This window comes from Delftia sp. K82 (genome assembly GCF_002193035.1).
In the GTDB taxonomy this organism is placed as follows: domain Bacteria; phylum Pseudomonadota; class Gammaproteobacteria; order Burkholderiales; family Burkholderiaceae_C; genus Comamonas; species Comamonas acidovorans.
In genome coordinates this window covers 3,282,163-3,307,761 of record NZ_MYFL01000001.1, presented here as the reverse complement: position 1 = coordinate 3,307,761, position 25,599 = coordinate 3,282,163, and the positions used below count along the sequence as shown (strand labels likewise).

26 protein-coding genes are annotated in these 25,599 nt (G+C 69.4%); 15 read left to right on the top strand and 11 right to left on the bottom strand.

Going from position 1 to position 25,599, the window contains the following annotated elements; all coding sequences use genetic code 11:
- Positions 1-149 precede the first annotated feature (149 nt).
- The 10 genes from KDK82_RS14545 (at position 150) to KDK82_RS14500 (ending at position 9,383) form a co-directional block, all read left to right on the top strand.
- Positions 150-1,493: an aspartate aminotransferase family protein gene (locus KDK82_RS14545; RefSeq protein WP_088165288.1), complete on the top strand. Its 1,344-nt coding sequence runs from the start codon at positions 150-152 to the stop codon at positions 1,491-1,493.
- A gap of 71 nt (positions 1,494-1,564) precedes the next feature.
- Positions 1,565-2,482: an amino acid ABC transporter substrate-binding protein gene (locus tag KDK82_RS14540; protein ID WP_013803212.1), complete on the top strand. Its 918-nt coding sequence runs from the start codon at positions 1,565-1,567 to the stop codon at positions 2,480-2,482.
- A gap of 17 nt (positions 2,483-2,499) precedes the next feature.
- Entirely contained in the window at positions 2,500-3,156 is a 657-nt protein-coding gene (locus tag KDK82_RS14535; protein ID WP_034391838.1) for an aspartate/glutamate racemase family protein, read from the top strand.
- 63 nt (positions 3,157-3,219) lie between these two features.
- Positions 3,220-3,789 (top strand): cob(I)yrinic acid a,c-diamide adenosyltransferase, encoded by a 570-nt coding sequence (gene cobO / locus KDK82_RS14530; RefSeq protein WP_013803210.1) that lies wholly within the window; start codon positions 3,220-3,222, stop codon positions 3,787-3,789.
- Positions 3,790-3,828: 39 nt separating this feature from the next.
- Positions 3,829-4,536 (top strand): 5,6-dimethylbenzimidazole synthase, encoded by a 708-nt coding sequence (bluB, locus tag KDK82_RS14525; RefSeq protein WP_012204651.1) that lies wholly within the window; start codon positions 3,829-3,831, stop codon positions 4,534-4,536.
- Positions 4,533-5,615: an adenosylcobinamide-phosphate synthase CbiB gene (gene cbiB / locus KDK82_RS14520; RefSeq protein WP_088165287.1), complete on the top strand. Its 1,083-nt coding sequence runs from the start codon at positions 4,533-4,535 to the stop codon at positions 5,613-5,615. Before bluB ends, cbiB begins: the two co-directional genes overlap by 4 nt.
- Positions 5,612-6,655: an aminotransferase class I/II-fold pyridoxal phosphate-dependent enzyme gene (locus KDK82_RS14515; protein ID WP_088165286.1), complete on the top strand. Its 1,044-nt coding sequence runs from the start codon at positions 5,612-5,614 to the stop codon at positions 6,653-6,655. The genes cbiB and KDK82_RS14515 overlap by 4 nt, the downstream gene beginning before the upstream one ends.
- On the top strand, positions 6,642-8,147 hold the full coding sequence (locus KDK82_RS14510; RefSeq protein ID WP_088165285.1) for a cobyric acid synthase: 1,506 nt from the start codon (positions 6,642-6,644) through the stop codon (positions 8,145-8,147). The genes KDK82_RS14515 and KDK82_RS14510 overlap by 14 nt, the downstream gene beginning before the upstream one ends.
- Before the next feature lie 143 nt (positions 8,148-8,290).
- Positions 8,291-8,722 (top strand): hypothetical protein, encoded by a 432-nt coding sequence (locus tag KDK82_RS14505; RefSeq protein WP_013803206.1) that lies wholly within the window; start codon positions 8,291-8,293, stop codon positions 8,720-8,722.
- Positions 8,723-9,011: 289 nt separating this feature from the next.
- A complete protein-coding gene (locus tag KDK82_RS14500) occupies positions 9,012-9,383 on the top strand; it encodes an oxidoreductase (protein ID WP_012204656.1) in 372 nt (123 codons plus the stop codon).
- A gap of 85 nt (positions 9,384-9,468) precedes the next feature.
- Here KDK82_RS14500 and otnI read toward each other — a convergent pair whose 3' ends face one another.
- The 7 genes from otnI to KDK82_RS14465 all read right to left on the bottom strand — a co-directional run bounded on the left by otnI (position 9,469) and on the right by KDK82_RS14465 (position 16,521).
- Positions 9,469-10,266 (bottom strand): 2-oxo-tetronate isomerase, encoded by a 798-nt coding sequence (otnI, locus tag KDK82_RS14495; RefSeq protein ID WP_088165284.1) that lies wholly within the window; start codon positions 10,264-10,266, stop codon positions 9,469-9,471.
- 35 nt (positions 10,267-10,301) lie between these two features.
- Positions 10,302-11,585 (bottom strand): 3-oxo-tetronate kinase, encoded by a 1,284-nt coding sequence (gene otnK, locus KDK82_RS14490; protein ID WP_088165283.1) that lies wholly within the window; start codon positions 11,583-11,585, stop codon positions 10,302-10,304.
- Positions 11,582-12,514 carry an L-threonate dehydrogenase gene (gene ltnD / locus KDK82_RS14485; RefSeq protein WP_088165282.1) on the bottom strand — a complete coding sequence of 311 codons (933 nt, stop codon included), beginning with the start codon at positions 12,512-12,514 and terminating at the stop codon, positions 11,582-11,584. Before ltnD ends, otnK begins: the two co-directional genes overlap by 4 nt.
- Positions 12,511-13,491, bottom strand: coding sequence for a D-erythronate dehydrogenase (denD, locus tag KDK82_RS14480; RefSeq protein WP_088165281.1), 981 nt, complete (start codon positions 13,489-13,491; stop codon positions 12,511-12,513). Before denD ends, ltnD begins: the two co-directional genes overlap by 4 nt.
- Positions 13,492-13,534: 43 nt before the next feature.
- Positions 13,535-14,866, bottom strand: a complete 1,332-nt coding sequence (locus tag KDK82_RS14475; protein ID WP_088165280.1) for an MFS transporter — start codon at positions 14,864-14,866, stop codon at positions 13,535-13,537.
- A 102-nt stretch (positions 14,867-14,968) separates the two neighbouring features.
- Positions 14,969-15,607 carry an aldolase gene (locus KDK82_RS14470; protein ID WP_088165279.1) on the bottom strand — a complete coding sequence of 213 codons (639 nt, stop codon included), beginning with the start codon at positions 15,605-15,607 and terminating at the stop codon, positions 14,969-14,971.
- 146 nt (positions 15,608-15,753) lie between these two features.
- On the bottom strand, positions 15,754-16,521 hold the full coding sequence (locus KDK82_RS14465; protein WP_013803197.1) for a FadR/GntR family transcriptional regulator: 768 nt from the start codon (positions 16,519-16,521) through the stop codon (positions 15,754-15,756).
- Positions 16,522-16,640: 119 nt separating this feature from the next.
- On the opposite strand from KDK82_RS14465, the gene cobT reads away from it, so the two are divergent.
- The gene (gene cobT / locus KDK82_RS14460; RefSeq protein WP_088165278.1) at positions 16,641-17,885 is read left to right on the top strand and encodes a nicotinate-nucleotide--dimethylbenzimidazole phosphoribosyltransferase; all 1,245 of its coding nucleotides are present in this window, start codon (positions 16,641-16,643) and stop codon (positions 17,883-17,885) included.
- Between the two features lie 17 nt (positions 17,886-17,902).
- Here the strand turns inward: cobT and KDK82_RS14455 are convergent, their stop codons facing one another.
- Complete coding sequence (locus KDK82_RS14455; RefSeq protein WP_088165277.1) at positions 17,903-19,366, bottom strand: PLP-dependent aminotransferase family protein; 1,464 nt, start codon at positions 19,364-19,366, stop codon at positions 17,903-17,905.
- A gap of 105 nt (positions 19,367-19,471) precedes the next feature.
- Here KDK82_RS14455 and KDK82_RS14450 point away from each other — a divergent pair, with 105 nt between their 5' ends.
- Positions 19,472-20,218: a GNAT family N-acetyltransferase gene (locus KDK82_RS14450; protein WP_088165276.1), complete on the top strand. Its 747-nt coding sequence runs from the start codon at positions 19,472-19,474 to the stop codon at positions 20,216-20,218.
- On the opposite strand, the gene KDK82_RS14445 is transcribed toward KDK82_RS14450, so the two are convergent.
- Positions 20,194-21,099, bottom strand: coding sequence for a LysR family transcriptional regulator (locus KDK82_RS14445; RefSeq protein WP_026062687.1), 906 nt, complete (start codon positions 21,097-21,099; stop codon positions 20,194-20,196). The two genes, KDK82_RS14450 and KDK82_RS14445, sit on opposite strands and share 25 nt — an antisense overlap.
- Positions 21,100-21,242: 143 nt before the next feature.
- Here KDK82_RS14445 and KDK82_RS14440 point away from each other — a divergent pair, with 143 nt between their 5' ends.
- A complete protein-coding gene (locus KDK82_RS14440; RefSeq protein WP_071957095.1) occupies positions 21,243-22,250 on the top strand; it encodes a tripartite tricarboxylate transporter substrate binding protein in 1,008 nt (335 codons plus the stop codon).
- Between the two features lie 9 nt (positions 22,251-22,259).
- On the opposite strand, the gene KDK82_RS14435 is transcribed toward KDK82_RS14440, so the two are convergent.
- Positions 22,260-23,036, bottom strand: a complete 777-nt coding sequence (locus tag KDK82_RS14435; RefSeq protein ID WP_088165540.1) for a helix-turn-helix transcriptional regulator — start codon at positions 23,034-23,036, stop codon at positions 22,260-22,262.
- A gap of 199 nt (positions 23,037-23,235) precedes the next feature.
- Between KDK82_RS14435 and KDK82_RS14430 the strand changes: the two genes are divergently transcribed.
- Both KDK82_RS14430 and KDK82_RS14425 read left to right on the top strand, forming a co-directional pair.
- Positions 23,236-23,724, top strand: coding sequence for a DUF3237 domain-containing protein (locus tag KDK82_RS14430; RefSeq protein ID WP_016453040.1), 489 nt, complete (start codon positions 23,236-23,238; stop codon positions 23,722-23,724).
- 47 nt (positions 23,725-23,771) lie between these two features.
- Positions 23,772-24,779, top strand: a complete 1,008-nt coding sequence (locus tag KDK82_RS14425) for a tripartite tricarboxylate transporter substrate binding protein (RefSeq protein WP_088165275.1) — start codon at positions 23,772-23,774, stop codon at positions 24,777-24,779.
- 3 nt (positions 24,780-24,782) lie between these two features.
- Here the strand turns inward: KDK82_RS14425 and nth are convergent, their stop codons facing one another.
- The gene (gene nth / locus KDK82_RS14420; RefSeq protein WP_043819386.1) at positions 24,783-25,436 is read right to left on the bottom strand and encodes an endonuclease III; all 654 of its coding nucleotides are present in this window, start codon (positions 25,434-25,436) and stop codon (positions 24,783-24,785) included.
- Positions 25,437-25,599: the final 163 nt, after the last annotated feature.

Below are 25,599 nucleotides of genomic sequence, written 5' to 3'. Positions count from 1 at the left end.
AGAAAGGAGGGGAAAAGGGCGGTATTGGCTGCGCCGACTGTAGCCCAGGCGCGGGCCGGGTTGGAACGGCTGTGGTTGAAATCTCTGTTGACGGAACAAATGTTCCGTTGAATAATGTGATGAAACATTTGTTCCTTGAAAGAACTGTCATGAGCCATGTGTTCCATCGCCATCTGCACCACACGCCCCCCGTCGCCGTCGCCGCCAGCGGCCTGGAGATACGCGACGCACAGGGGCGCAGCTATATCGATGCCTCGGGCGGCGCGGCCGTGTCCTCGCTGGGCCACGGTCATCCCGACGTGATCGCCGCCATGCATGACCAGATCGACCGGCTGGCCTATGCCCACACCAGCTTCTTCACCACTGCGGTGGCCGAGGAACTGGGGCAGGAACTGGTGCGCGGCGCACCCGAAGGCACCAGCCACGCCTACCTGGTCAGCGGCGGCTCCGAGGCCGTGGAGGCCGCGCTCAAGATGGCGCGCCAGTACTTCGTGGAGATCGGCCAGCCCGAGCGCACGCACTTCATCGCGCGCCGCCAGAGCTACCACGGCAACACGCTGGGTGCGCTGGCCGTGGGCGGCAATGCCTGGCGGCGCGCGCCGTTCGCGCCCATCCTGGTGCCGGCCACCCATGTCTCGCCCTGCAATGCCTACCGCGACCAGCGCGACGATGAAACCCCAGAGCAATACGGCCAGCGCCTGGCCGACGAGCTGGATGCGGCCATCGGCGTCCACGGCCCGCGCAGCGTGATCGCCTTCGTGGCCGAGACGGTGGGCGGCGCCACGGCCGGCGTGCTCACGCCCGTGCCCGGCTACTTCAAGGCCGTGCGCGAGGTGTGCGACCGCCACGGCGTGCTGCTCATCCTGGACGAGGTCATGTGCGGCATGGGCCGCACGGGCACCCTGCATGCCTGCGAGCAGGAAGGCGTGGTGCCCGACCTGATCACCGTGGCCAAGGGCCTGGGCGGCGGCTACCAGCCCGTGGGCGCGGTGCTGGCGCAGGGGCGCATCGTCGATGCCATGTCGCGCGGCAGCGGCTTCTTCCAGCACGGCCATACCTACCTGGGCCACCCGGTGGCCTGCGCGGCGGCGCTGGCCGTGCAGCGCGTGATACGGCGCGACGGCCTGCTGGACAAGGTGCGTACCGATGGCGAAGCCTTCGGGCAGATGCTGGTGCAAGCCATGGGCAGCCACCGCCGCGTAGGCGAGCACGTTGGCGACATCCGCGGGCGCGGCTTCTTCTGGGGCGTGGAGCTGGTGGCCGACCGCGCCAGCAAGGCGCCCTTCGATGCGGGCCTGAAGCTCAACGCCCGGATCAAGACCGAAGCCCTGCAGCGCGGCCTGCTGTGCTACCCCGGCGGCGGCACGGCCGATGGCCGTGCGGGCGACCACGTGCTGCTGGCGCCGCCCTTCATCGCCACGCGGGAACAGCTGCAGACCATTGCCACGCGCCTGGGCGAGTCCATCGAGGCCGCACTCGCCCAGGTTCTCTGATCCGTTCCTGCGCTCGCCCGCACTTCCACGCTTTCCCACGCTTTCCCCAACCCCGCCACAGGAGTGTCCCCATGACCCCATCCCGCCCGACCCTGAAGCGCACGGCCCTGGCCGTGACCAGCGCCCTGATCGCCGCGCTGCTGCCGCTGGCCGCCAGCCATGCCCAGGACAGCGGCACGCTCGCCAAGATCCAGCAGGCCGGGGCCATCACGCTGGGCTACCGCGAGTCCTCGTTCGGCTTTTCCTACCTGGATGGCGATCTCAAGCCCGTGGGCTACAGCATGGACATCTGCCGGCGCATCGTGGACGAGGTCAAGGCCCAGCTCAAGCTGCCCGCACTGCAGGTGCGCTATCAGGCCGTGACCTCGGCCAACCGCATCCCGCTGGTGGCCAACGGCACGGTGGACCTGGAGTGCGGCTCCACCACCAACCTGGTGGAGCGGCAAAAGCAGGTGGCCTTCTCGCCGGATATCTTCCGCTACAACGTGCGCATGCTGGTGCGCGCGGACTCGGGGCTGCGCTCCGTCGCCGACCTGCAGGGCAAGACCGTGGCGACGACGGCGGGCACCACGTCCTTTCGCCTGCTGCGCGAGGCGGACCGGGGCCGCAACCTCGACATCACCAACCTTTCGGGCAAGGACCATTCGGACTCCTTCATGCTGGTGGAGAGCGGCCGTGCCCAGGCCTTCGTGCTGGACGACATCCTGCTCGCCGGGCAGATCGCCAATGCCAAGAACCCGCAGGACTACCTGATCACGGGCGAAAGCCTGCGCACCGAGAACCAGGCGCTGATGCTGCGCAAGGACGATGCCGGCTTCAAGGCCATCGTGGACCGCGTGGTGACGGGCATGATGCAGTCCGGCGAGATGGAAAAGCTCTACAACCGCTGGTTCATGTCGCCCATCCCGCCCAGGAACATCAACATCAACTACCCGCTCAACGCCGAGACGCGCGAGGCCTTCGCCCATCCCTCGTCCAAGGGCATCTGAACTTATTGCACGCATCCATGACCCGCATCGCCCTCATCCACGCCCTCAGCCACTCCGTCGCTCCCATCAACGAAGCCTTTGCGCGCGACTGGCCAGAGGCGGTTCGCATGAACCTGCTGGACGACAGCCTCTCGGCCGACCTGGCGCGCAACGGGCGCGGGCTGGACGCCGCCATGCACGAGCGTTTCCAGCGCCTTGCGCAGTACGCCGTGGACACGGGCGCGCAGGGGATCTTGTTCACCTGCTCGGCCTTTGGCCCCTGCATCGAGGCCGTGGCCGCGCGCCATGCGCCGCTGCCCGTGCTCAAGCCCAACGAGGCCATGATCGAAGAGGCCGTGCAGGGCCAGCAGGGGGCCTTGGGTTTGATCTCCAGCTTCGCGCCCACGCTGCAGTCCATGCCGCCGGAGTTTCCGGCCGGCATCGAACTCGTGCCCGCCCTGGCCGATGGCGCCATGGACGCGCTCAACCGGGGCGACACCGCCACGCATGACCGCCTGGTGGTCGAGCAGGCCAGGGCCCTGGCCGCGCGCGGCTGCACGCGCATTGCGCTGGCCCAGTTCAGCATGGCGCGTGCCCGCGCCGCCTGCGAGGCGGCCACGGGCCTGCCCGTGCTCACCACGGTGGACAGCGCCGTGCGTGCCCTGCAGCGCCGGCTGGGCGCCCGCCTCGGTTAAAGTGGCGCTCCGCTGCGGCGCATGCCCGCCGCAGCGTGTGCAACTTTTGAGGATGACAGACCCATGCAGATCGAACAGGCCCCGACGGAAAAGCCCTATGAAAAGCCCGAAGGCGAACGCCGTGGCCTGGTGCTGGTGAACACCGGCGACGGCAAGGGCAAGAGCACGGCGGCCTTCGGCCTGGCCCTGCGCGCGCATGGCCGGGGCAAGTCCGTCAAGATCTTCCAGTTCATGAAGGTGCCCACCGCGCGCTTTGGCGAGCACCGCATGTTCGAGCAGCTGGGCATGCCCATCGAGGGCCTGGGCGACGGCTTCAGCTGGAAGAGCCAGGACCATGAGCGGTCGGCCCAGATCGCGCGCGAAGGCTGGGAGCGTGCGCGCACCGCCATCCTCTCGGGTGATCACTTCCTGGTCGTGCTCGACGAAATCACCTATCCGCTGATCTATGGCTGGCTGCCGCTGGAGCCTGTGCTGCAGGCCCTGGCCGACCGCCCGCGCCATGTGCACGTCATGCTCACGGGCCGCCGCTGCCCCGAGGAAATCATTGCCGTGGCCGATACCGTCACGCGCATGGAACTGGTCAAGCACGCCTTCCAGGCCGGCATTCCCGCCCAGCGTGGTATTGAGGACTGATGCCGCCCGCAGGCCCGGCCTGCGGCGGACAATGGCGGCATGAGCAGCGAAACGCAATCCCGGGCGCCAGAGACCATTCCCGCCCAACCCTTTGCCGAGGCCGAGCGGGCAGCCGTCTACCGCGCCATCCATGAGCGGCGCGACATGCGCCACTTCTGCGGCGGCGAAGTCGCGCCCGAGGTGCTGCTGCGCCTGCTGCGCGCCGCCCACCATGCGCCCAGCGTCGGCTTCATGCAGCCCTGGCGCTTCATCCGCGTGCGCGATGCGCAATTGCGCCAGGAGATCCATGCCGTGATCGAGCAGGAACGCCTGCAGACCGCGCGTGCGCTGGGCGAGCGCGAGGAAGACTTCATGCAGCTCAAGGTCCAGGGCGTGCTGGATGCGGCCGAGGTGCTGGTCGTGGCCATGCCGCCAGGGCGCGAGGCCCATGTCTTCGGCCGGCGCACCCTGCCCGAGATGGACGTGGCCTCGGCCGCCTGCGCCATCCAGAACCTGTGGCTTGCCGCGCGTGCCGAGGGGCTGGGGCTGGGCTGGGTCTCGCTGTTCGATCCCGAGGTGCTGGCCGCGCTGCTGCAAATGCCCGTGGGCAGCCGGCCGCTGGCCGTGCTGTGCCTGGGCCCCGTGTCGGCCTACTATGCCGAGCCCATGCTGCAGCAGCAAAAGTGGGCCAGCCGCGCACCGCTGCAGGACATGCTCTACGACGACTTCTGGGGCCAGCGCGCCGCCGGCCCGCAGCCGCAGGCATGAGCGACAGCCCTTCCTGGCAACTGCTGGGCGCCGCGCTCAGCCCGCTGTGGTGGTGCTGGCAGGCGCTGTCGCAGCCCGTGTCCGAACCCTGGGCGCGCCACGCCCTGGCCGCCGCGCTGGCCGTTCCCGTGGCCTTGCTGATCGACCGGCTATGGGGCGAGCCGCCCGTGTGGATGCACCCCGTGGTCGCCATGGGCCGGCTGCTGGGTGCGGTTGGGCGAAGAATTGCCCCACGCGAAGAACATGTGCGCGACTGGCCACGCTTTGCGCTGGGCGCCGTCGCCTGGTGCCTGCTGGCGCTGCTGTTCTTTGCCATCTACGCGTTCATCCAGTGGCTGCTGCCGCCCATGCCCTGGTGGCTGGGCGCCCTGGTGGTGGGCGTGCTGCTCAAGCCGCTTTTGTCCTGGCGCATGCTGCGCGACGAGGTGCTGGCCGTGGAAGCCGCACTGCAGCAATCCCTGCCTGCAGGCCGCGAGCGGCTTACCTGGCTGGTCAGCCGGGACACGGCGCAGCTCGACGCTGGCCAGGTGCGCGAAAGCGCCATCGAAACCCTGGCCGAGAACCTCAGCGACTCGGTGCTGGCGCCGCTGTTCTGGTTCGCCGTGGCCGGCCTGCCGGGCGCGGCCCTCTACCGCTTTGCCAATACGGCCGATGCCATGTGGGGCTACCCGGGCTGGCGCGGGCAGGGCGATGACCGGCGCCACTGGCAATGGGCCGGCAAATGGACGGCGCGTGCCGATGACCTGCTCAACTGGATACCGGCGCGCCTGACCGCCTTGCTCCTGGCCTTGTCCGGCCTGGCCGCTGGCCGGCGGCCGGGCTGGGGTGCGCTGCGCCAGGACGCGCGCATCACCCCGTCGCCCAACGGCGGCTGGCCCATGGGCGCCATGGCAAGGCTGCTGGGCGTGCGCCTGGGCAAGCCCGGCGTCTACGTGCTCAACCCCGCAGGCCGCGTGCCGCAGGCGGCCGAGCTGCAGCAGGCCGTGGCGCATGCGGGCCGCGTGGTCGCCATGCTGGTGGCTGCAGCGCTGGCCGCCGCCCTGGTCCTTGGATGGGCGATGGCAGGAAAGACACCATGAAACCGATCCCAGTCACCCACGGTGGCACGGATGCGCTGGGCGTGCCCGCGCACGATTTCTCCACCAACCGCAATGCCTGCGGACCCTGCCCGCAGGCGCTGGACATGCTGGCCCAGGCCCACGCGGCCCAGTACCCGGACCCGCAGTACACGGCGCTGCGTGCACGGCTGGCGGATTTTCATGGTGTGCCGGCCGGGCGCATCGTCATTGCGGCCAGCGCCAGCGACTTCATCCACCGCATCAGCATGCATGCGGCGCGCGAAGGCGCGGCCGTCGCCAGCCTGCCGGCCCACCATTACGGCGACTACGCCCACGCGGCGCAGGTCTGGCGCCTGCGCCAGGTCGCGCGCGACGGTATCACCGAGGCCGGCCCCGGCCTGCATTGGGCTTGCGCGCCATCGAGCCCGCTGGGCCGGCCCGAGGACGTCTGGCCCCTGTGGAGCGAGCCCGCACCGCCCGGCACCTGGCGCGTGATCGACTGCGCTTATGCCCCCCTCAGACTGGAGCCGGGCATGGAACCCGCCGTGCCCTCCCAGGTGCGCGACGCCTGGCAGATGTGGACTCCCAACAAGGCCCTGGGTATGACCGGCGTGCGCGCGGCCTACGCCATTGCGCCCGAAGCCGTGCCGCACGACGAGATCGAGGCCTTGCGCGCCCTGTCACCATCGTGGCCCGTGGGCGCCCATGGCGAGGCCATGCTCACGGCCTGGACCGCACCGGCCACCCGGCAATGGCTGGCGCAAAGCCTGCAACGGCTGCGCGATTGGAAGACGCAGCAGCTCGATCTGGTGCAGCGCCTGGGCTGGCAGGTACTGCCCGGCTCGCAGGTCAATTACTTTGTGGCGCGCTGGCCGCAAGCCCAGCAGGGCGACGCCATGCAGACGCGTCTGGCCCAACTGCGCGCGCAGGGCATCAAGCTGCGCGACTGCGACAGCTTCGGCCTGCCCGGCTGCGTGCGCATGGGCGTGCTGGCGCCCGCATCCCAGAACGCCTTGCTGGCTGCCTGGCAGCCAATGGAGAAACACCATGCAATCGAATGAACCCGCCGCCGTGAATCTGCCCCTGCCCAGGCCCGGCCAGCGCCCCGCGCTGTGCGTGATGGTGCTGGGCACCAGCAGCGGCGCCGGCAAGAGCTGGGTGGCCACCGCGCTGTGCGCCTGGTATCGCGCGCAGGGCTACAAGGTGGCGCCCTTCAAGGCGCAGAACATGAGCAACAACGCGCGGGTGGTCTCCGCGCCGGGCGGTGCCTGGGGTGAGATCGGCACGGCCCAGTACCTGCAGGCCCTGGCCGCAGGCTGCGCGCCCGATGTGCGCATGAACCCGCTGCTGCTCAAGCCCGAGGCCGACATGCGCAGCCAGGTCGTGCTGCTGGGCCGGGTCAGCGAGGAACTCTCGGCCTTGCCCTGGCGCGGCCGCAGCGCCCGCGTCTGGCCGCAGATCGCCGAGGCGCTGGACAGCCTGCGCGCCGACAACGATGTGGTCGTCATCGAAGGCGCCGGCTCCCCCGCAGAAATCAACCTGCATGCCAGCGACGTCGTCAACATGCGCGTGGCGCGCCACTGCGGCGCGCATTGCCTGCTGGTGTCCGACATAGACCGGGGCGGCGCCTTTGCCCACCTCTACGGCACCTGGGCCCTGCTGCCGCCGGAAGAACAGGCGCTGATCCGCGGCTTTGTGCTCAACAAATTCCGGGGCGACGCCAGCCTGTTGGCGCCCGCCCCGCAGATGCTGCAGGAGCGCACCGGCGTGCCCACCGTGGCCACCATCCCCATGCAGTTCCAGCATGGCCTGCCGGAGGAGGATGGCGTCTTTGACGACCGTGGCTCTGGAGGAGGGGCGGGGCGCGCCGTGCACACCACCATCGCCATCATTGCCTACCCGCGCATCAGCAACCTCGACGAATTCCAGCCCCTGCTGCAGGTGCCGGGCCTGCGCGTGGTCTGGGCGCGCACGCCGGCCCAGCTGGCAGGCGCGGACTGGATCATCCTGCCCGGCTCCAAGGCCACCGCTGCCGATCTGGCCTGGATGCGTTCCCAGGGTCTGGATGCCGCCGTTGCTGCACACGCTGCGGCAGGCCGGCAGGTGCTGGGCATCTGCGGCGGCCTGCAGATGCTGGGCGAGGCGCTGATCGACCTGCATGGCGTGGACGGCAACGCCGCCGGCCTGGGGCTTCTGCCGCTGACGACCCTGTTCGCGCCCGACAAGACCGTGCTGCCCGCCAGCGTGCAACTGCCGCCGCTGCCGGGTGCGCTGGCGCCGCTGTCTGGCGTGCAGGCACAGGTCTATGAAATCCACCACGGCCAGACCAGCGTGCGCCCCGACATGGTGGCCGCTGGCAGTGCCGTAGCCGAGCCCGTGCCCGGCCTGCTGTGGCACAGCCCCGATGGCCGCATCGCCGGCTGCTACTGGCACGGCCTGTTCGAGAACGCGGACGTGCTGCACGCCCTGTGGGGCGCCGAGGTGCCCACGCTGGACAGCGTCTTCGCACGCATGGCCGAAGGCGTGCAGCGCTGGTTTGCGCACCAGGCTTGACCCAGGTCAGGGGCCGCTTGCAGGGGGCACGGCAAGCTGTAGGCCATGGCCTGCATGCGCAGCCGTGCTGTACCGATAAATGGGGAGCTGGAAAACACGCATGCTTGGGCCTTGACTTTTTTCACGAGGAATGGAGTGAAGCTATGAAGAACCCATGGATTCGTCCCCTGCAGCTGTGTATTGGCGCCGCCGTGCTTGGCATGGCCGGATTGGCCACTGCCCAGCCCGCCCCTGGCCCCGATGGCATGCCGCCCCCACCACCCGCTGCGGAAAAGGCCAAGCCCCATCACCACCACAAGAAGCACGCCGAACCCAAGGGGCCCGCCAAGCGCGGCTATGACCGCCGCGACCCTGCCCAGCACGAGGCTGCAGCCGTCCAGGAGCAATCGCGCCGAGGCGGCGTCCAGTCGGGCGACCACTTCCAGCGCAATGCCGTGGCCCGCTGCGATGTCTTCAAGAACGAAGGCGACCGCCGCTCCTGCGTGGAGCGCGTCAAGGACGGCCAGGTCAGCGGCTCCGTCGAAGGCGGCGGCGTGCTGCGCGAGTACACGGAACAGGTTCCTGTAAGGCAATAACAGCGCTGGCTGTTGTTCACCTGAGAAAACCCGCCGGGCCACGAAGCCGGCGGGTTTTTTTGTGGGCGAATGCAGGCTCCCGCGTCAGCAGCCTGTGGTGTGGTCCCTGCTGCAGGCAGCCGGTCGGTATCGAATCTAGACCGCAGAGACCTGGCCCGCCGCCACGCCCCTGTCCACCGGATTTGATCTGGGTCATACAAACCCATTTCACCCGCCCCGGACCGGCTCACACCGGCAAGGCATTTCTATGATGGCGCCGTACTTCCCATATGGAAAAAGGATTCAACCCATGCAAGCCTTCCGGATCGTGGTCATTGGTGCGGGGCAGACCGGCACTCCCTTGCTGCAGCAATTGCTGGACGCGCCCTTCGTGCAGTTGCTTGGGGTGGCCGACCTGGATTTGAACCAGCCCGGCATCGCACTGGCACGCGCGCGCGGCGTGCCGGTCACCACCCGGTTCATGGAACTGGTGGACGCGGCGGTGGACATCATCATCGACGTGACCGGCTCCCTGCAGGTGCGCGAATCGCTGCGCAGCAAGATGGTGGAGACCGGCAACACGCACACGCTGATCATGCATGAGGCGATTGCGCTGCTGATGATGTCGCTGTCGGCCGGCCGGCTGGTGGTCGGCAAGCACAGCGATCTGGAATATTCCTGAACGCAGGCGGCGGATACGCAGGACAGCTATCCGACCCATCCTCCCGTGCCTGGCGGATGACGGGCTGCCGCAGCAGACGCTACAGCTACAGCCACTCCTTCATCCACCCCAGCCCCTCGCTGGTAGCGTGTGCCGCCGCGCCGCGCGCGGGGCGGTATTCGCAGCCTATCCAGCCGTCATAGCCCAGCTGGTCCAGCAGGCGGAAAAGGTAGGGGTAGTTGACCTCGCCCACGTCGGGTTCGTGGCGTTCGGGCACGCCTGCGATCTGCACATGCCCCACGCGGCCTGTGGGCAGGTACTGGCGGATCTTCATGGCGAGGTCTCCCTCGACAATCTGGCAGTGGTAGAGGTCCATCTGGACCTGGACGTTGGACTCTGCGATGTCGGCCAGCAGCGCGTGGGCCTGGTCCTGGCGGCTCAGGAAGAAGCCTGGCATGTCCCGGCCGTTGATGGGCTCCAGCAGGATGGCGATGCCGTGGGGCGCGGCCAGCCGTGCGGCATGGCGCACGTTGGAGATGTAGGTGGAGCGCAGGATGTCATCGCTGGCGCCTGCGGGCTTGAGCCCGGCCATGACGTGGATGCGCGGGCAGCCCAGGGCCCGGGCATAGGCGATGGCGCGCTCCATGCCCTGGGCGAATTCCGCCTCGCGCCCGGGGATGCAGGCCAGGCCGCGCTCGCCCGCGTTCCAGTCGCCGGGCGGGGCGTTGAACAGCACCTGCTGCAGGCCGTGGTCCTGCAGTCGCCGGGCCAGTTGCTCGGGGGCAAAGTCGTAGGGAAACAGGTATTCGACGGCCTGGAAGCCGTCGCGCGCGGCGGCCTCGAAGCGGTCAAGAAAGTCCAGGTCGTTGTAGAGCATGGACAGGTTGGCGGCGAAACGGGGCATGAAAGCTTTCCTGAAAACGGAGGCTGAGTGTGGCATCAGGCGCGCGGCAACGCGCCGAAGGCCTTGGTGAAGAAGTCCGTGGTGCCGAAGTTGCCGGACTTGAGCGTGAGGTGCAGCCCCTGCGGCGCCAGGGGCGAGGCGGCATGGCACCAGGGCACGCCAGGGTCGATCTGCGGCCCTATGCGCATCTGCTCGACGCCCAGCGCCTGCACGCAGGCGCCCGAGGTTTCGCCACCGGCCACGATGAGCTGGCGCACGCCCATCTCGACCAGCCCCCGGGAGATGGCGGCGATGGTCTGTTCGACCAGTGCGCCGGCCTGCTCCACGCCCAGGCGGCCCTGTACGGCCTTGACGGCTGCGGATTCGGCGGTGGAGTAGATCAGCACCGGGCCGCTGGCGATGTGCTGGCGGGCCCAGGCCAGGGCCTTGCCGGCTTCGTCCTCGCCGGCTGCGATGCGCAGCGGCTCCAGCGCCAGGGCCGGGCGGCCCGAAGCGATGAAGTGCGCCACCTGTGCATTGGTGGCCACCGAGCAACTGCCCGAGACGACCGCCTGCAGGCCGGTGGCGGTTGGCAGGGCAGCGGCCTGGGCCGTGGGCTGGATGCTGAAGTTCGCGGGCAGGCCGATGGCCACGCCCGAGCCCGCCGTGACAAGCGGCATGCCGGCCAGGGCCGGGCCCAGGCGCAGCAAGTCGTCGTTGGAGACGGCATCGACCATGGCCATGCCCACGCCCTCGGCCTGGAGTGCGGCGATGCGCGCGCGGATGGCGGCTTCGCCCTGCGCGACGGCCACATGGTCGATCAGCCCCACCTTGCGCCGTGTCTGCGCCTGCAGCACGCGCACCAGGTTGGCATCGGTCATGGGGGTGAGCGGGTGGTTGCGCATGCCGCTGTCGCTGAGCAGCACATCGCCCACGAACAGGTGGCCCTTGAAGACGGTGCGCTGGTTGTCGGGGAAGGCCGGCGTGGCGATGGTGAAGCCACAGCCCAGCGCGTCCATCAGCGCATCGGTCACGGGGCCGATGTTGCCCTGCGGCGTGCTGTCGAAGGTGGAGCAGTACTTGAAGTAGATCTGCGGCGCGCGGCCATTGGCGCCCTGGGCCTGCAGCCATTCGAGGGCCTGCAGCGATTGCGCAATGGCATCGGCCGGCGCGATGGTGCGCGACTTGAGCGCGACAACGACGGCGTCCACGCCCTCGTCCACCGGGCCGGCAGGCACGCCAATGCTTTGCACCACGCGCATGCCTGCGCGCACCAGGTTGTTCGCCAGATCGGTGGCGCCCGTGAAGTCGTCGGCTATGCAGCCCAGAAGAAGGGTCATGGGGATTCCGATGGAGCCTGGGGCAGGGTGATGCCCGGAAAGATCTTGATGACGGCGCTGTCGTCCTCGCGGCCATGGCCGGCGGTGGATGCCTGCATGAACATCTGGTGGGCCGTGGAGGCCAGGGGCAGCGGGAATTTGCTGTGGCGCGCGGTGTCCAGCACCAGGCCCAGGTCCTTGACGAAGATGTCCACGGCCGACAGCGGGGTGTAGTCGCCGGCCAGCACGTGGGCCATGCGGTTCTCGAACATCCAGCTGTTGCCGGCGCTGTGGGTGATGACCTCGTAGAGCGCGGCGGCATCGACGCCTTCGCGCAGGCCCAGGGCCATGGCCTCGGCCGCTGCGGCAATGTGCACGCCGGCCAGCAGCTGGTTGATGATCTTCACCTTGCTGCCCGCGCCCGCGCTGTCGCCCAGGCGGTAGACCTTGGCGGCCATGGCGTCGAGCACGCCTTCGCAGGCGGCATAGGCCTCGGGGCGGGCGGCCGTCATCATGGTCATCTGGCCCGACGCGGCCTTGGCCGCGCCGCCGGAGATGGGCGCGTCGATGTAGTGCACGCCCTGCGCCTGCAGCTTGGCCTCCAGCGCCACCGACCAGTTGGGGTCCACGGTGGAGCACATGATGAAGACGGAGCCGGGTTGCAGCGCAGGAGCGATGCCGCCTTCGCCGAACAGCACGGCCTCGGTCTGCTGGGCGTTGACCACCACGCTGACGACGATGCGGCAAGCGGCGGCCATGTCGGCCAGCGTGGCGCAGGCCGTGCCACCTTCGGCGGCGAAGGCGGCTGCGGCCCCGGGCCGGATGTCGTGGACATGCACGTGGTGGCCGGCGCGGCGCAGGCTTTGCGCCATGCCGGCGCCCATGGCGCCCAGGCCGATCACGCCGACGGCGCGTGCTGCGGGCTGTGGTGTGGAGGTGTCGTTGCTCATGGCTTGGCCGGTGTCAGGTCATCGGCGATGTAGGCGCGCACGATGGCCGCAAAGTCCTCGTCGCCGCGCAGGCCCAGCTGGTTGGCGCGCGCGGTATCCCAGCGGCCGGGCCAGCTGCCGACGATGCGCTCGACCTTGTCGTCGGGCTGCCAGCTCACGCGGTTGGCCACTTCGTCGCCAGCCACTTCGCGCAGCGCGCGCACCATGTCGCCCGCGCTGACGGACACGCCGGGCAGGTTGATGGGGCGGCGGTCGGCGACGGCGCTGGCATCGAGTTCGCAGCCTGCGACCAGGGCCTCGACGGCGCGGCGCGGCGACAGCAGCCACAGGCGCGTAGTGGCACCCACGGGGCAGTTGGCCGCTTCGCCGTTGAGGGGCTCGCGGATGATGCCGCTGGCAAACGACGAGGCGGCCGCATTGGGCCGGCCCGGGCGCACGCTGATCGTGGGCAGGCGCAGCACGCGGCCGTCGACAAAGCCGCGCCGCGTGTAGTCGGCCAGCAGCAGCTCGGCAATGGCTTTTTGCGTGCCGTAGGAGGACTGCGGGTTCAGGGCCGTGCCGTCCAGCACGGTGTCGGGCAGGTCACCCCCGTAGACGGCCACCGAGCTGGTGAAGACCACGCGCGGCATGTGGCCCACGGCGCGGCAGGTCTCCAGCAGGGCGCGCGAGGCATCGAGGTTGATGCGCATGCCCAGGTCGAAGTCGGCCTCGGCCTGGCCGCTGACCACAGCGGCCAGATGGAAGATCACGGCCGTGTCCTGGTCTATGGCGCCGCGCAGCACCTGCGGGTCGGCAATGTCGCCCACCAGGGAGCGCACGCGCGTGTCTTCAATGGCGTCGGTGGCCACCACGTCGAGCAGGTCGATCTGGTGGATGGGCCAGCGGGTGCCGGCCAGCGTCAGCGCGCCCTGTTCGAGCAGCTTGCGGGCCAGGCGCTGGCCCAGGAATCCGGCGCCGCCGGTGATCAGTACTTTCATGTGTCTTGGGACTTGGAGCTTGAAGGATGGGAAGAAAGGCCGGTCAGCGGTTGACCATCTTTGCGGGGGTGAGCCAGACCGCGATGGCGCCCACCACGAGCACCCCCGCCAGCACGAACATGCCGGCCTGCGTGGACTGGGTCAGGTCCTTGAGGTAGCCGATCATGTAAGGGCTGGCGAAGCCCGCGAGGTTGCCGACCGAGTTGACGATGGCAATGCCCGCCGCCGCCGCCGTGCCCGACAGAAAGGCCGTGGGCAGCGACCAGAACAGCGGCGCGCAGGTCAGCACGCCGGCTGCGGCCAGCGACAGGAAGATCAGGGAAAGAACCGTGTTGTCGGCGAAGAAGGCCGTCATCGCAAAGCCCACGGCGCCCATCAGCGCGGGCACGATCAGGTGCCAGCGGCGCTCGCGGCGCTTGTCGGCGCTGTGGCCCATCAGGTTCATCACCACGATGGCGCACAGGAAGGGGATGGCACTGAGCAGGCCGATGTTCAGCGCGCCCGTGACGCCCGTGGACTTGATCAGCGTGGGCATCCAGAAGGTCAGGCCGTACTGGCCGGCGACAAAGGCGAAGTAGATCAGGCACATCCACCAGACGCGGCGGTCGGCGAACACGGCCTTGAGCGAATGCTTCTGTGCGCCTGAGTGCTGCTGGTCCAGCTCGATCTCGCGCGCCAGCAGCTGCTTTTCGGAGGCCGTCAGCCACTTGGCGCTGGAGATGCCGTTGTCCAGATAGAAGATGGTCACCACGCCGATCACCAGGGCGGGAATCGCCTCGATCAGGAACATCCACTGCCAGCCGTGCAGGCCATGGTCGCCGTGGAAGGCCTGCATGATCCAGCCCGACAGCGGGTTGCCGAAAATGCCGGCCACGGGGATGGCCGACATGAACAGCGCCACGATCTTGGCGCGCCGGTGGGCCGGGTACCAGTAGGTCAGGTACAGGATCACGCCGGGGTAGAAGCCCGCCTCGGCCAGGCCCAGCAGAAAGCGCAGGATGTAGAAGCCCGTGGGCGTCTCCACATACATGAACATGGCCGACAGAATGCCCCAGGTGATCATGATGCGGGCGATCCAGACGCGCGCGCCCAGGCGGTGCATGAGCAGGTTGCTGGGCACCTCGAAGAGGAAGTAGCCGATGAAGAACACGCCTGCGCCCAGGCCGAACACGGTCTCGCTGAAGCCTAGGTCCTGGGACATCTGCAGCTTGGCAAAGCCCACGTTCACGCGATCGAGGTAGGCGATCACATAGCACAGCATCAGGAACGGCACGAGGCGCCAGAACACCTTGGCGTAGGCGCGTGCCGTCTCCAGCGAGTCGGGCTGGCGCGGGGCGGCCCCGGCCTGGCCGGATGCGATATCCGTTGTCGTCATTTCAAGTCTCCCTTGGGTTCGCCGCTTGATGCGCCGCCTGGCGGCTGCGCGGCTGTGAATGGGCTGGGTGGTGGAATGCGGCCGTGGGCGCCGCGGTGCAAATCAGTAGCGCGCCCCGAAGGTGGTGCGCAGCTCGTCGATGGCGGCCGCGTCCAGGGGCTGCGGCCGGGGATGGGTCATGAGCCAGAGCCTTGCGGTTTCCTCCAGCTCTTCCAGCACATGGCTGGCCTGCTCCACCGACCGCTCCCAAACCACGGGGCCCAGCCGCTCGAACAGGGCGCCGCGCACCTGGCCGGCCTGCGCGGCCACCTCGGCGGCGGCCTGCGGGTCGCCGGGCCGGCGGTAGCGGATCAGCGGGATGCGGCCCACCTTCATGACTTGGTAGGGGGTGATGGGCGGCAGCACCTCGTCCTCGCGCCAGACGCCGGACAGCGTCAGCGCCACCAGATGCGTGGAATGCGTGTGGATGACGGCGCGCGCCTCGCCGTCATTGCCGTAGATGCCCCGATGCAGGACCAGGGTCTTGGAGGGCTGGGCGCCGCTGACCCACTGCCCGCCGGCATCGACCTTGGACAGCTCGGCCGGGTCGAGCCGGCCCAGGCAGGCGTCGGTGGGGGTGATCAGCCAGCCGTCATGCAGGCGCGCGCTGATGTTGCCGGCTGCGCCGACGGTGTAGCCGCGCTGGTAGAGGCTGGCGCCGGTGGCACAGATCTGCTCGCGGATGCGGGATTCGTCGCTCATGGGTGAGCGCCCACGCAAAGGCCAGGTGTGCCGGGTGCAAAAAGAGGTGTGACTGATATTGTCATCAGGTCATCATACAAATTTTGCGCAAAAATCCAAACAAGGTGAAAACCCTTGGCCATGCGCCAAGGGATGGCTTCGGAGGTTCAGGGCTTGGCGGCCAGGATGTCGCGGGCCAGGCGTTCGCCGTCCTGCTCCCAGAAGCTGGCGTCGGCGCGGTGGATGCGGTCTATGGCGTTGCCCATGTGCGTGGCGGCGGCCTTGCGCGCGGCCTTGGGGTCGCCGGCCTCGATGGCCAGCACGATGCTGTGGTGCTCGCGTTCCACGGCCTTGCCGAAGTCCTCGCGCCGCGCCTCGTTGGCGCGCGTGATGCGCATGGCACCGCGCAGGAACTGCGACAGGTAGTCCAGCGTGCTGATCAGGAACGGGTTGCCCGAAGCCTGGGCAATGGCGCGGTGAAACGCCATGTCTTCCTCCACGCCATCACGGCCCAGCCGCACGGCCTCGGCCAGGGCGCTCTCCGCATCGTGGATGCGCTGCATATCCTCTTCGCTGCGCCGGCGCGCCGCGAGTTCGGCCACCTCGGCTTCCAGCGCGCGGCGCACCTCGGTGATCTGGATCAGCGCATTCCTGCCAGCCGCAGGCAGGCCCTCGAAGTCCAGTGGCTCTATGCCTGCCGCCTTCACGAACACGCCGCTGCCCTGGCGCGATTCCACCAGGTTGCGCGACTTGAGCTGGGACACCGCCTCGCGCACCACGGTGCGGCTGACCTCGAGCTGCTGCACGAGCTCGGCCTCGGTCGGCAGCTTCTGCCCCGGCTGCAGATTGCCGGCGCGGATGCGCGCCTCCAGCTGCCGGGCAACCTGGTCCGCAAGCTTGAGACCGGGCTGGATGGCCGAGAAGGAAACCGTCATGGAGGGAGTAGGGGGCTGGGGAGACACGTGTGGCAGCGATTGTCTCAGAACGGGCCGGCCTGTACGGCCTGCTGCGGCAATCGACGCCCAGACCGTCCTTGGCGTCAGGAAAGAGGCCGATGGTTCTGCCGGAGTTGCGCGGCGCGCCATACTTGCGCCTTTGCAATCCGCCCGCCACGCCCGTCCCGGGCCAAGGCCGCTTCGCCATGTCAACGCCCACCCCGCATTCCGCTGCACCCACAGAACACTCGCACGATGGCGCCAATGCTGCCACTACCGCTATAGCCGCTATTCCCGCCATCGCCTCCCTGGCCGATGCCGCCTTCACCCAGCGCGTGCAGCACGCCATAGACCACAAGACCAAGCCGCTGGGCGCACTGGGGCGGCTGGAGCAGCTGGCGCTGCGCATTGCCTGCATCCTGGGCCAGGACAGGCCGGTGCTGCAGCAGCCGCAGATGCTGGTGTTTGCGGCCGACCATGGGCTGGCTGCGCGCGGCGTGTCGGCCTATCCGGTGGATGTGACCTGGCAGATGGTCGAGAACTTCATGGCCGGCGGCGCCGCCGTCAGCGTGCTGGCGCGCCAGCATGGGCTGGCGCTGAACGTGGTGGACTGCGGCGTGGCACGCGACTTTCCCGCGCGCGAGCAGGACCCCGACGACAAGCTTCCCCAGGCCGGCCAGCCGCGCCTGTGGCGCCGCAAGCTGGGCTACGGCACGCGCGACTGCAGCCAGGGCCCGGCCATGACGGCCGCCGAATGCGCCATGGCCTTGCGCAACGGCGCGGCCCTGGTGCGCCAGTTGCCGGGCAATGCGCTGCTGCTGGGAGAGATGGGCATTGGCAATACCTCCAGCGCATCCTTGCTGCTGGCGCGGCTGTGCGGCGAACCGCTGGCCGAGGTCACGGGTGCGGGCACCGGCCTGGATGCAGCCGGGCTGGCCCGCAAGATCGGGGTGCTGCAGGAGGTGCTGCAGCTGCACGCCCAGGCCACGGAACCGCTGGACGCGCTGGCGGCCATGGGCGGCTTCGAGGTTGCCACCATGGTGGGCGCCGTGCTGCAGGCCGCCGCCGAGCGCCGTGTCATCGTGGTCGATGGCTTCATCACCACGGCCGCCGTGCTGGTGGCCAGCCGCCTGCAGCCGGCCGTGCTGGAGCGCTGCGTTTTCTCGCACCGCTCGGGTGAGCCCGGCCATGTGCGCATGCTGGCCCACCTGGGTGCCGAGCCGCTGCTGGACTGGCAGCTGCGCCTGGGCGAAGGCTCGGGCGCGGCCCTGGCCTGGCCGCTGCTGGTGTCGGCCTGCGCCATGCTGGGCGAGATGGCCAGCTTTGCGCAGGCAGGGGTGAGCACACGCTCGCAAGAGGCATAGCCGCCTGCGCCGGGCCGCTATGCCCGCGCCGTGGCCGCCGCCAGTTGGCCCAGGAGCCTGACCAGCGGGCCCAACCGCCCGGCATCGGTATTGCCGTAGCCGATGACCAGGCCGTTGTCCTGCGGCAGCGGTGCCAGGGCGAAGGACGAGAGGGCGCCCGGGTTCATGCCGGCGCGCCGCGCCTGCGCCACGATGGCACGGTCGGACAGGTCCGGCGGCAGCCGCACCGTCAGGTGCAGGCCGCCGTGGCCGCCCAGCACCTCGTGCTCCACGCCCAGTTGCGTGGCCAGCGCCTCGCGCAGGGCCGCCTGGCGCTCGCGGTACAGGCGCCGCATGCGGCCCAGGTGGCGCGAGAACTGGCCGCTTTCCATGAAGTCCGCCATGGCCAGCTGCTCCAGGCGGTGGCCGCCGCGCAGCATCTCCTGCACGGCCGTTGCGGCGCTGGCCGCCAGGGCCTGCGGCAGCACCACAAAGCCCAGGCGCAGTGCCGGGAACATGGTCTTGCTGAAGGTGCCCACATAGAGCACGGGCGCATCCGGCACCTGGCCCTGCATGGCGGCGATGGGCGTGCCCTGGTGGCGGAATTCGCTGTCGTAGTCGTCCTCGATGATCCAGGCCCCCGCGCGGCGCGCGCGCTCCAGCAGGTCCAGCCGGCGCGCCACCGACAGCACCGCGCCCGTGGGATATTGGTGCGACGGCGTGATCTGGATCAACCGTGGAGGATGGCTGTCCCACAGGCCGGGCGCGATGGCTGCGCCATCCGCATCCACGCGCAGTGTGCTGACGCACAGGTCTCCCCCCGCAAAGGCCGACTTGGCGCCCCGGTAGCCGGGCTCCTCCAGCCAGGCATGGTCGCCCGGGTTGGTGAGCAGTTGCACGCATAGGTCCAGCGCACCCTGGGCGCCTTCGGTGACGATGATGCGCGAGGCATCGCAGCGCACGCCGCGCGAGATGCGCAGGTGCTGCGCAATGGCCTGGCGCAGTGCGGGCTCGCCCGAAGGGTCGCCATAGTCCAGCGTGGCGTTGGCGGGAAGGCGCAATGCGCGGTCCTGCGAACGGCGCCAGGCGGTCAGGGGGAATCTGTCCAGCGCGGGCGTGCCCGGCGTCAGGGGCAGGCTGCGGTCGATGGCGTGGCGCGTGGGCGCGATGCGGTCCAGGCGCCGGGCCGTGCGGGGTGCGCAGGGGGGCGCGGCGGCCGCCTCGGCGGCTGCCGTGGAATGGGTGGATACAGCCGCCACGCGCGTGCCCTGCCGGTCGGCGACCACATAGCCTTCGGCCGCCAGTTGCTCGTAGGCGATGAGCACGGTGTTGCGCGAGACTCCCAGATCCTCCGACAGCGCGCGCGAGGCCGGCAGGCGGTCGCCGGCCGGCAGGCGGCCCGCCAGGATGGCCTGCTTCAGGCGCTGGATCAGCTGGCGCTGGCGGGGAGCCGCTCCAGGGCCGGATTGCAAGGGACTGGCCAGCAGGTCAGGGGCGTGCATGCAATGGGTGGCGTGGCACCATGAAATAAGGAAGATATGGCGCTTTCAATGATGCCACGCCAGCGCTATCGTGGCCCTGCCAAATGACCTGACCAGGAATCTCCCATGCCCCCCGCACTCAATGCCCACTCCCAACCCGTAGGCCACGACCTTCCCAACTGGACCCCACGCCAGCGCCCGCCGCGCACGCCCATGCAAGGCCGCTACTGCCGGCTGGAGCCGCTGTCCGCCGCGCGCCATGCAGCCGATCTGTTCGATGCCTTCAGCCAGGCGCCGGACGCCAGCGACTGGACATACATGTCGGTAGGCCCCTTCGCCGACGCCCAGGCCTATCTGCGCTTTGCCGAGGCCGCCCAGGCCAGCGATGACCCGCTGCACCACGCCGTCATCGACCTGGCCACGGGCCGTGCCATCGGCTCGCTGGCGCTGATGCGCGTGGACACGGCCAGCGGCGTGATGGAAGTGGGCTTTGTCTGCTACTCGCGCCGGCTCAAGCGCACGCGTGCGGCCACCGAGGCGCAGTTCCTGCTGTTGCAGCGCGCCTTCGACGAGCTGGGCTACCGCCGCTACGAGTGGAAGTGCGACAGCCTGAATGCGCCGTCGCGTGCCGCGGCGGCGCGCCTGGGCTTCCAGTTCGAGGGGGTGTTCCGCCAGGCCGTGGTCTACAAGGGCCGCAGCCGCGACACGGCCTGGTTCTCCATCATCGACAGCGAATGGCCGGCGCTGCGCGCGGCCTACCAGCGCTGGCTGGAGCCGGGCAACTTCGATGCGGGCGGTGGGCAGGTTCTTTCGCTGTCCAGCCTGATGGAGCAGGGTGCGCCGCAGGCTCAGGAGACGGCAGGCGCGGCGTAGTAGGCCTGCAGCACCTCGATCAGGGCTTGCGCATGGCGCGGCAGCCGGCCCTGGTCGCGCACGAGGATGCGGCGCTCGCGCACGCTCCAGGCGTCGGTCAGATCGATGAGCGCCAGCCCCATGCTTTCGCGGTTGCGCCGCGCGGCGCTCTCGGGAACGATGCCTATGCCTACGCCGGCGCCGATCATGCGGCACATGGCGTCGAAGCTGGACAGCTGTATGCGCAGCTTCATGGGCTTGCCCAGGCGCTCGGTCACACCTGCCAGAAATGTCTGCAGCGTGCTGCCCTGCTGCATGCCGATGGCGTCCTCGTCCAGCGTCTCGGCAAACGCAATGCGCTTGCGCCGCGCAAAGCGGTGGCCGCGCGGCGTGGCCAGCACCAGCCGGTCGGTGCTGAAGTGGATGGTCTGCAGGCCCAGCGTATCCACCTGGCCGGCCACGATGCCCAGGTCGGCCCGGCCGTCGAGCACGCCGCGCGCGATCTCGGCGTTGGGCCGCTCCTGCAGGTCCACGTTCACGCGCGGGTGATCGGCAAGAAAGGCGGGCAGGATCTCGGGAAGAAAGTCGGTCACGGCCGTGGTGTTGGCAAACACCCGCACATGGCCGCGCAGGCCGGCGCCGTACTCCTGCAGGTCGTGGCGCAGCTGCTCGGACTGCAGCAGCATGCCGCGCGCGTGGTGCAGGAAGGCTTCGCCGGCCGGCGTGGGCCGCACGCCGCGCGCCTCCCGGTACAGCAGGGGCATGCCCGCCTGCTCCTCCAGCGCCTTGATGCGCAGGCTGGCTGCGGCCAGGGACAGGTGCTGCCTTTGCGAGGCGCGCGTGAGGCTGCCCAGTTCGGCGGCATGCACGAACAGGCGCAGGTCGGTCAGGTCGAAATGCATGAGGGGCATGAAGGGCGAAGAGGGCATGGGCTGGGTCAAGGCTTTGTCAATTCCGAAGGCCGGGTCAGGAAATGCGCGATTGTGCGCTGGCCCGGCACGGGCAACCATGCGGGCTTGCGACAAGAACAAATGGAGACATGACCATGCCGGATTCTTCCTTTCCCCTGCCGTCGAGCCTTTTGCGCCGCCGAAGCCTGGTGGCCGCCGCACTCGCCTTGCCCCTGCTGGGCCATGCCCAGGCCTGGCCTGCGCGGCCCATCGTGATGATCGTCCCGCAGGCGCCGGGCGGCACCAACGACATCGTGGGCCGGCTGGTGAGCCAGAAGCTGGCCGAGGTGCTGGGCGCCAGCGTGGTGGTCGAGAACCGGCCCGGCGCGGGCGGCAACATCGGCACCCAGGCCGTGGCCAAGGCGCCGCGCGACGGGCATACCCTGCTGATGACCATCAGCAGCAGCCAGGCCATCAACCCCGCGCTGTACCGCAAGCCGGGCTTTGATCCGGTGAAGGACTTCCGGCCCATCGGCCTGATCGGCTCCGTGCCCAATGTGCTGCTGGCCCATCCCGGCTTTGCGGCCAAATCCGTGCCCGAGCTGATTGCCATGGCCCGGGGCCGGCCCGACGAGTTCCGCTATGCCTCGGCCGGCAACGGCACGCTCAACCATCTGCTGGGCGAGATGCTCAACAGCATGGCGGGCATCCAACTGCAGCATGTGCCCTACAAGGGCGTGGCGCCCGCGCTCAACGATGTGCTGGGCGGGCAGGTGCCGCTGCTGTTCGGCAGCCTGCCGTCAACGCTGCCCCATATCCAGGCCGGCCGGCTGCGTGCGCTGGCCGTGAGCGGCGCGGCGCGATCACCGCTGCTGCCCGATGTGCCCACCATTGGCGAGACCGTGCCCGGCTACAACGGCACGCTGTGGGTGGGTCTGTTTGCGCCTGAAGGCGTGCCCGCGCCGGTGCTGGCGCAGTTGCAGGACGGCATGGCGCGTGCGCTGGCGGCCGGCGATCTGCGGGGCAAGCTCGAAGCCTCGGGCGTGGAGCTGGCCGGGCCGGCGGACAGGCCCGTGCCACCCGCCCAGATGGCGGCCCTGCTGCGCGAGGACATCGCCAAGTGGGCGCGCATCGTCAAGGCGTCCGGCGCATCGCTGGATTGACGCAAGGCCTCAGCCCTGCGGCTCCATGGCCAGCGCGAACAGCTCGCTGCGAAAGTGGATGCCCAGCCGCGCAAAGGCGCGGTTGCGGTAGGTCTTGACGGTGGGCAGGCTCAGGCACAGGTCGCAGGCAATGCCCTCATGCGTCATGCCCTGCAGCAGCCGGGCGCAGACATCGAGTTCGCGCGGCGTCAGGTCGGGCTGTGCCTGCAGCAGGCGCATGCGCAGGGCCGGCAGTGTCTGCCGCTGCCGGGGCTGGCTGGGTGGGGTGGCCGGGGCCAAGGCCGTTACCACGGCGGGCTGCGCCTGCGTCAGCGCAATGTGCTTGTGCGCCAGGGCCAGCAGCACGGGCGCCATGCTCCCGAAGCGGTCGATCTGCGCATCGCCCAGTGCCCTTTGGTGCTGATGGCGATAGAAATTGACGGCAAACACGCCGCCGTCGTCCTGGTGCTCGACGATGGACACGCGCTCGGCCATGCCGTGCGCGTCGTAGACCAGGGCGCGGTGCTCGCCCTCCACCTCCTGGGCCGTGATGTGGCACAGCGCCGTGCTGCGTGCCGGGCAGGCGTCGCCGTGGTTCCAGGTGCTGTCGCGGAGATAAGGACCCGAGAGATAGGCCCACCAGCAGTCGCGCGTGGTGTCGCGCGCCTCGCTGCTGGCCGACAGGAACAGCTGCGGCCGGCTGCGCGGGCCCGTGCGGTAGACAGACCAGGAGGCGGCGGGCAGCAGCGGGTTCATGGCCGCCAGCACCTGCAGGGCGAAGCCGGGCTCTCCCAGGCTGGCGACCATGTGGCCGATGGCGTGGCTGGGCGCGTGGCCGGACGCATGGCCGCTCAGGGCGCTGGCGTCAGGGGTGTCGGAGGAGGCGGTCCAGTGTCTCAAGGGAAGGCAGGGGCGGGCAGGGCGTTGTCATCTTCCGGGATGACGGCCGGCCCGGGCAATGGTGCTTATGCTAGGTCCCGATTCCATCCACCGGAGCCTCAGAACCATGCCAGATGACGTGCCGCAGCTTGCGGCCTTGCCCGATCCGCGCTTTCGCTTCTTCGCCGACCTGAGCGTGCAGGTAGGCCCGCCGCAGGAGGTCGGTGCCACGGCGCACGGCGGGCGCCGACTGATCCCCATCCTGGGCGGCACGGCCCGGGGCGACGGCTGGAGCGCGCGCGTGCTGCCCGGAGGCGCGGACTTCCAGCGCATCGTGCACGGCGGGCTGGCCGAGCTCGATGCGCGCTATGTGCTGGAGACCGATGCCGGCGACCTGATCTATGTCTGCAACCAGGCGCTGCGCAGCGGCGACCCGGCGCACATGGCAAAGCTGGCACGCGGCGAGCCCGTGGACCCCGCGCACATCTATTTCCGCTGCGCGCCCCGCATGGAGACGGCCAGCCGTGCGCTGGCCTGGATCAACGAGCGCCTGTTCTTCGGCACCGGCGCGCGCCATCCCGATCGCGTGCAGATGCGCTTTCATGAACTGCTCTGAGCCGCGCCTTTCCCCTCTCGATACCCACAATGCAGGAGACAAGACACATGAAAAACCAGGCATCGAAGTCGCGCCGCACCGCCGTGGCCTGCGCACTTGCCGCCGTGCTGGCCACCGGGCTGACTCCCTGGACCGTGGCCGGCGCCCAGCCGGCCTTTCCGAGCAAGCCCGTGCGCCTGCTCGTCGGCTTTCCTGCGGGAACGGGGCCGGACATCGTGGCGCGCCTGCTCGCGCAGAAACTCTCCGAGCAATGGGGCAACCTGGGCGTGGTCGTGGACAACAAGCCGGGCGCTGGCGGCCTCATCGCCGCCAGCGAGGCGGCACGCGCCGTGCCTGACGGCTACACGCTGATGCTGGGCGAGACCGGCCAGCTCAGCATTGCGCCCAACACCTACCAGCGCCTGCCCTACGACCCGCAAAAGGACTTTGTGCCCGTCAGCCAGGTCGTCACCTCCGACTTCGTGCTGCTGGTCAACCCGCAGAAAGTGCCGGCCCGCAATGTGCCCGATTTCGTGGCCTGGGCGCGCCAGCGCAAGGAGCTGTTCATCGCCACCTTCGGCGCCGGCACGCCCGGCCACTTCGGCGCCTTCATGTTCGGCAATGCCGTGCAGCTCAAGCCCGAGCCCGTGCACTACAAGAACACCAACGATGCCCTGGGCGGCTTGTTCAGCGGCGACGTGCAGGCCGTCTTCGCCACGGCGGCCCTGGCCGCGCCCCAGGTCAAGGCCGGCAAGCTCACGGCCCTGGGCAGCACGGGCGCCACGCGCACCCAGTCGATGCCCGAGCTGCCCACCATCCGGGAGCAGGGCTATCCGTCGCTGGAGTTCAATTCCTGGTTCGGCGTGGTCGCGCCCGCCAAGACGCCGCCCGAGATCGTGGCCAGGCTGCAGGCCGACATCGTGCGCGCCCTGCAGCAGCCCGACAGCCGCAGCCGGCTGGAGGAGGCGGGTTTCCGCGTGACAGGCACCACGGGCGACGAACTCGCCCGCATCATGCGCGCCGACACGGTCACCTGGGGCAAGGCCGTGGCGGCCACGGGGTTCAAGGCCGATTGAGGCTCAGCGCTTGCCCGCAGCCGGGGCAGGCGTCTTGGGCGAGTAGTCGCAGTACGGCGCCACCACGCACTCCCAGCAGCGTGGCTTGCGGGCCTGGCAGACGTAGCGGCCCAGCAGGATGAGCCAGTGGTGCGAGTCCACGGCATAGGCCGGGGGCACGCGCTTCATGAGTTGCATCTCCACGGCCAGCGGCGTCTTGCCCGGTGCCAGGCCCGTGCGATTGCCCACGCGGAAGATGTGCGTGTCCACGGCCATGGTGGGCTCGCCAAAGGCCACGTTGAGCACCACGTTGGCCGTCTTGCGTCCCACGCCGGGCAGGGCTTCCAGTTCCTCGCGCGTGCGCGGCACCTGGCCGCCATGGCGCTCGACCAGGATCTGGCAGGTCTGCATCAGGTGTTTGGCCTTGCTGCGGTACAGGCCGATGGTCTTGATGTAGCCCTCCAGCCCTTCAAGTCCCAGGTCCAGGATGGCCTGGGGCGTATTGGCCACGGGAAACAGCTTGCGCGTGGCCTTGTTCACGCCCACGTCCGTGGCCTGGGCCGAGAGCAGCACGGCAGACAGCAGCTCGAACACATTGGTGTATTCCAGCTCGGTCTGGGGCGAGGGATTGGCGGCCTTGAGCGTGGCGAAGAAGGGTTCGATGCTGGTGGTTTTCATTGTGGGGGGCGCGTATCCATCGATGTGGCGTGCATTGTCATGCAAGCGCGGGTATTTGAAAGTGCGTAACAGGCTCTAGGAATGTTCTGATTTTTCATGTCTGCCAGGGTCAGATCGTCTGGTTATGCAGATGTGGCGTTGACTGGCCAAGGCCGCATCGCAA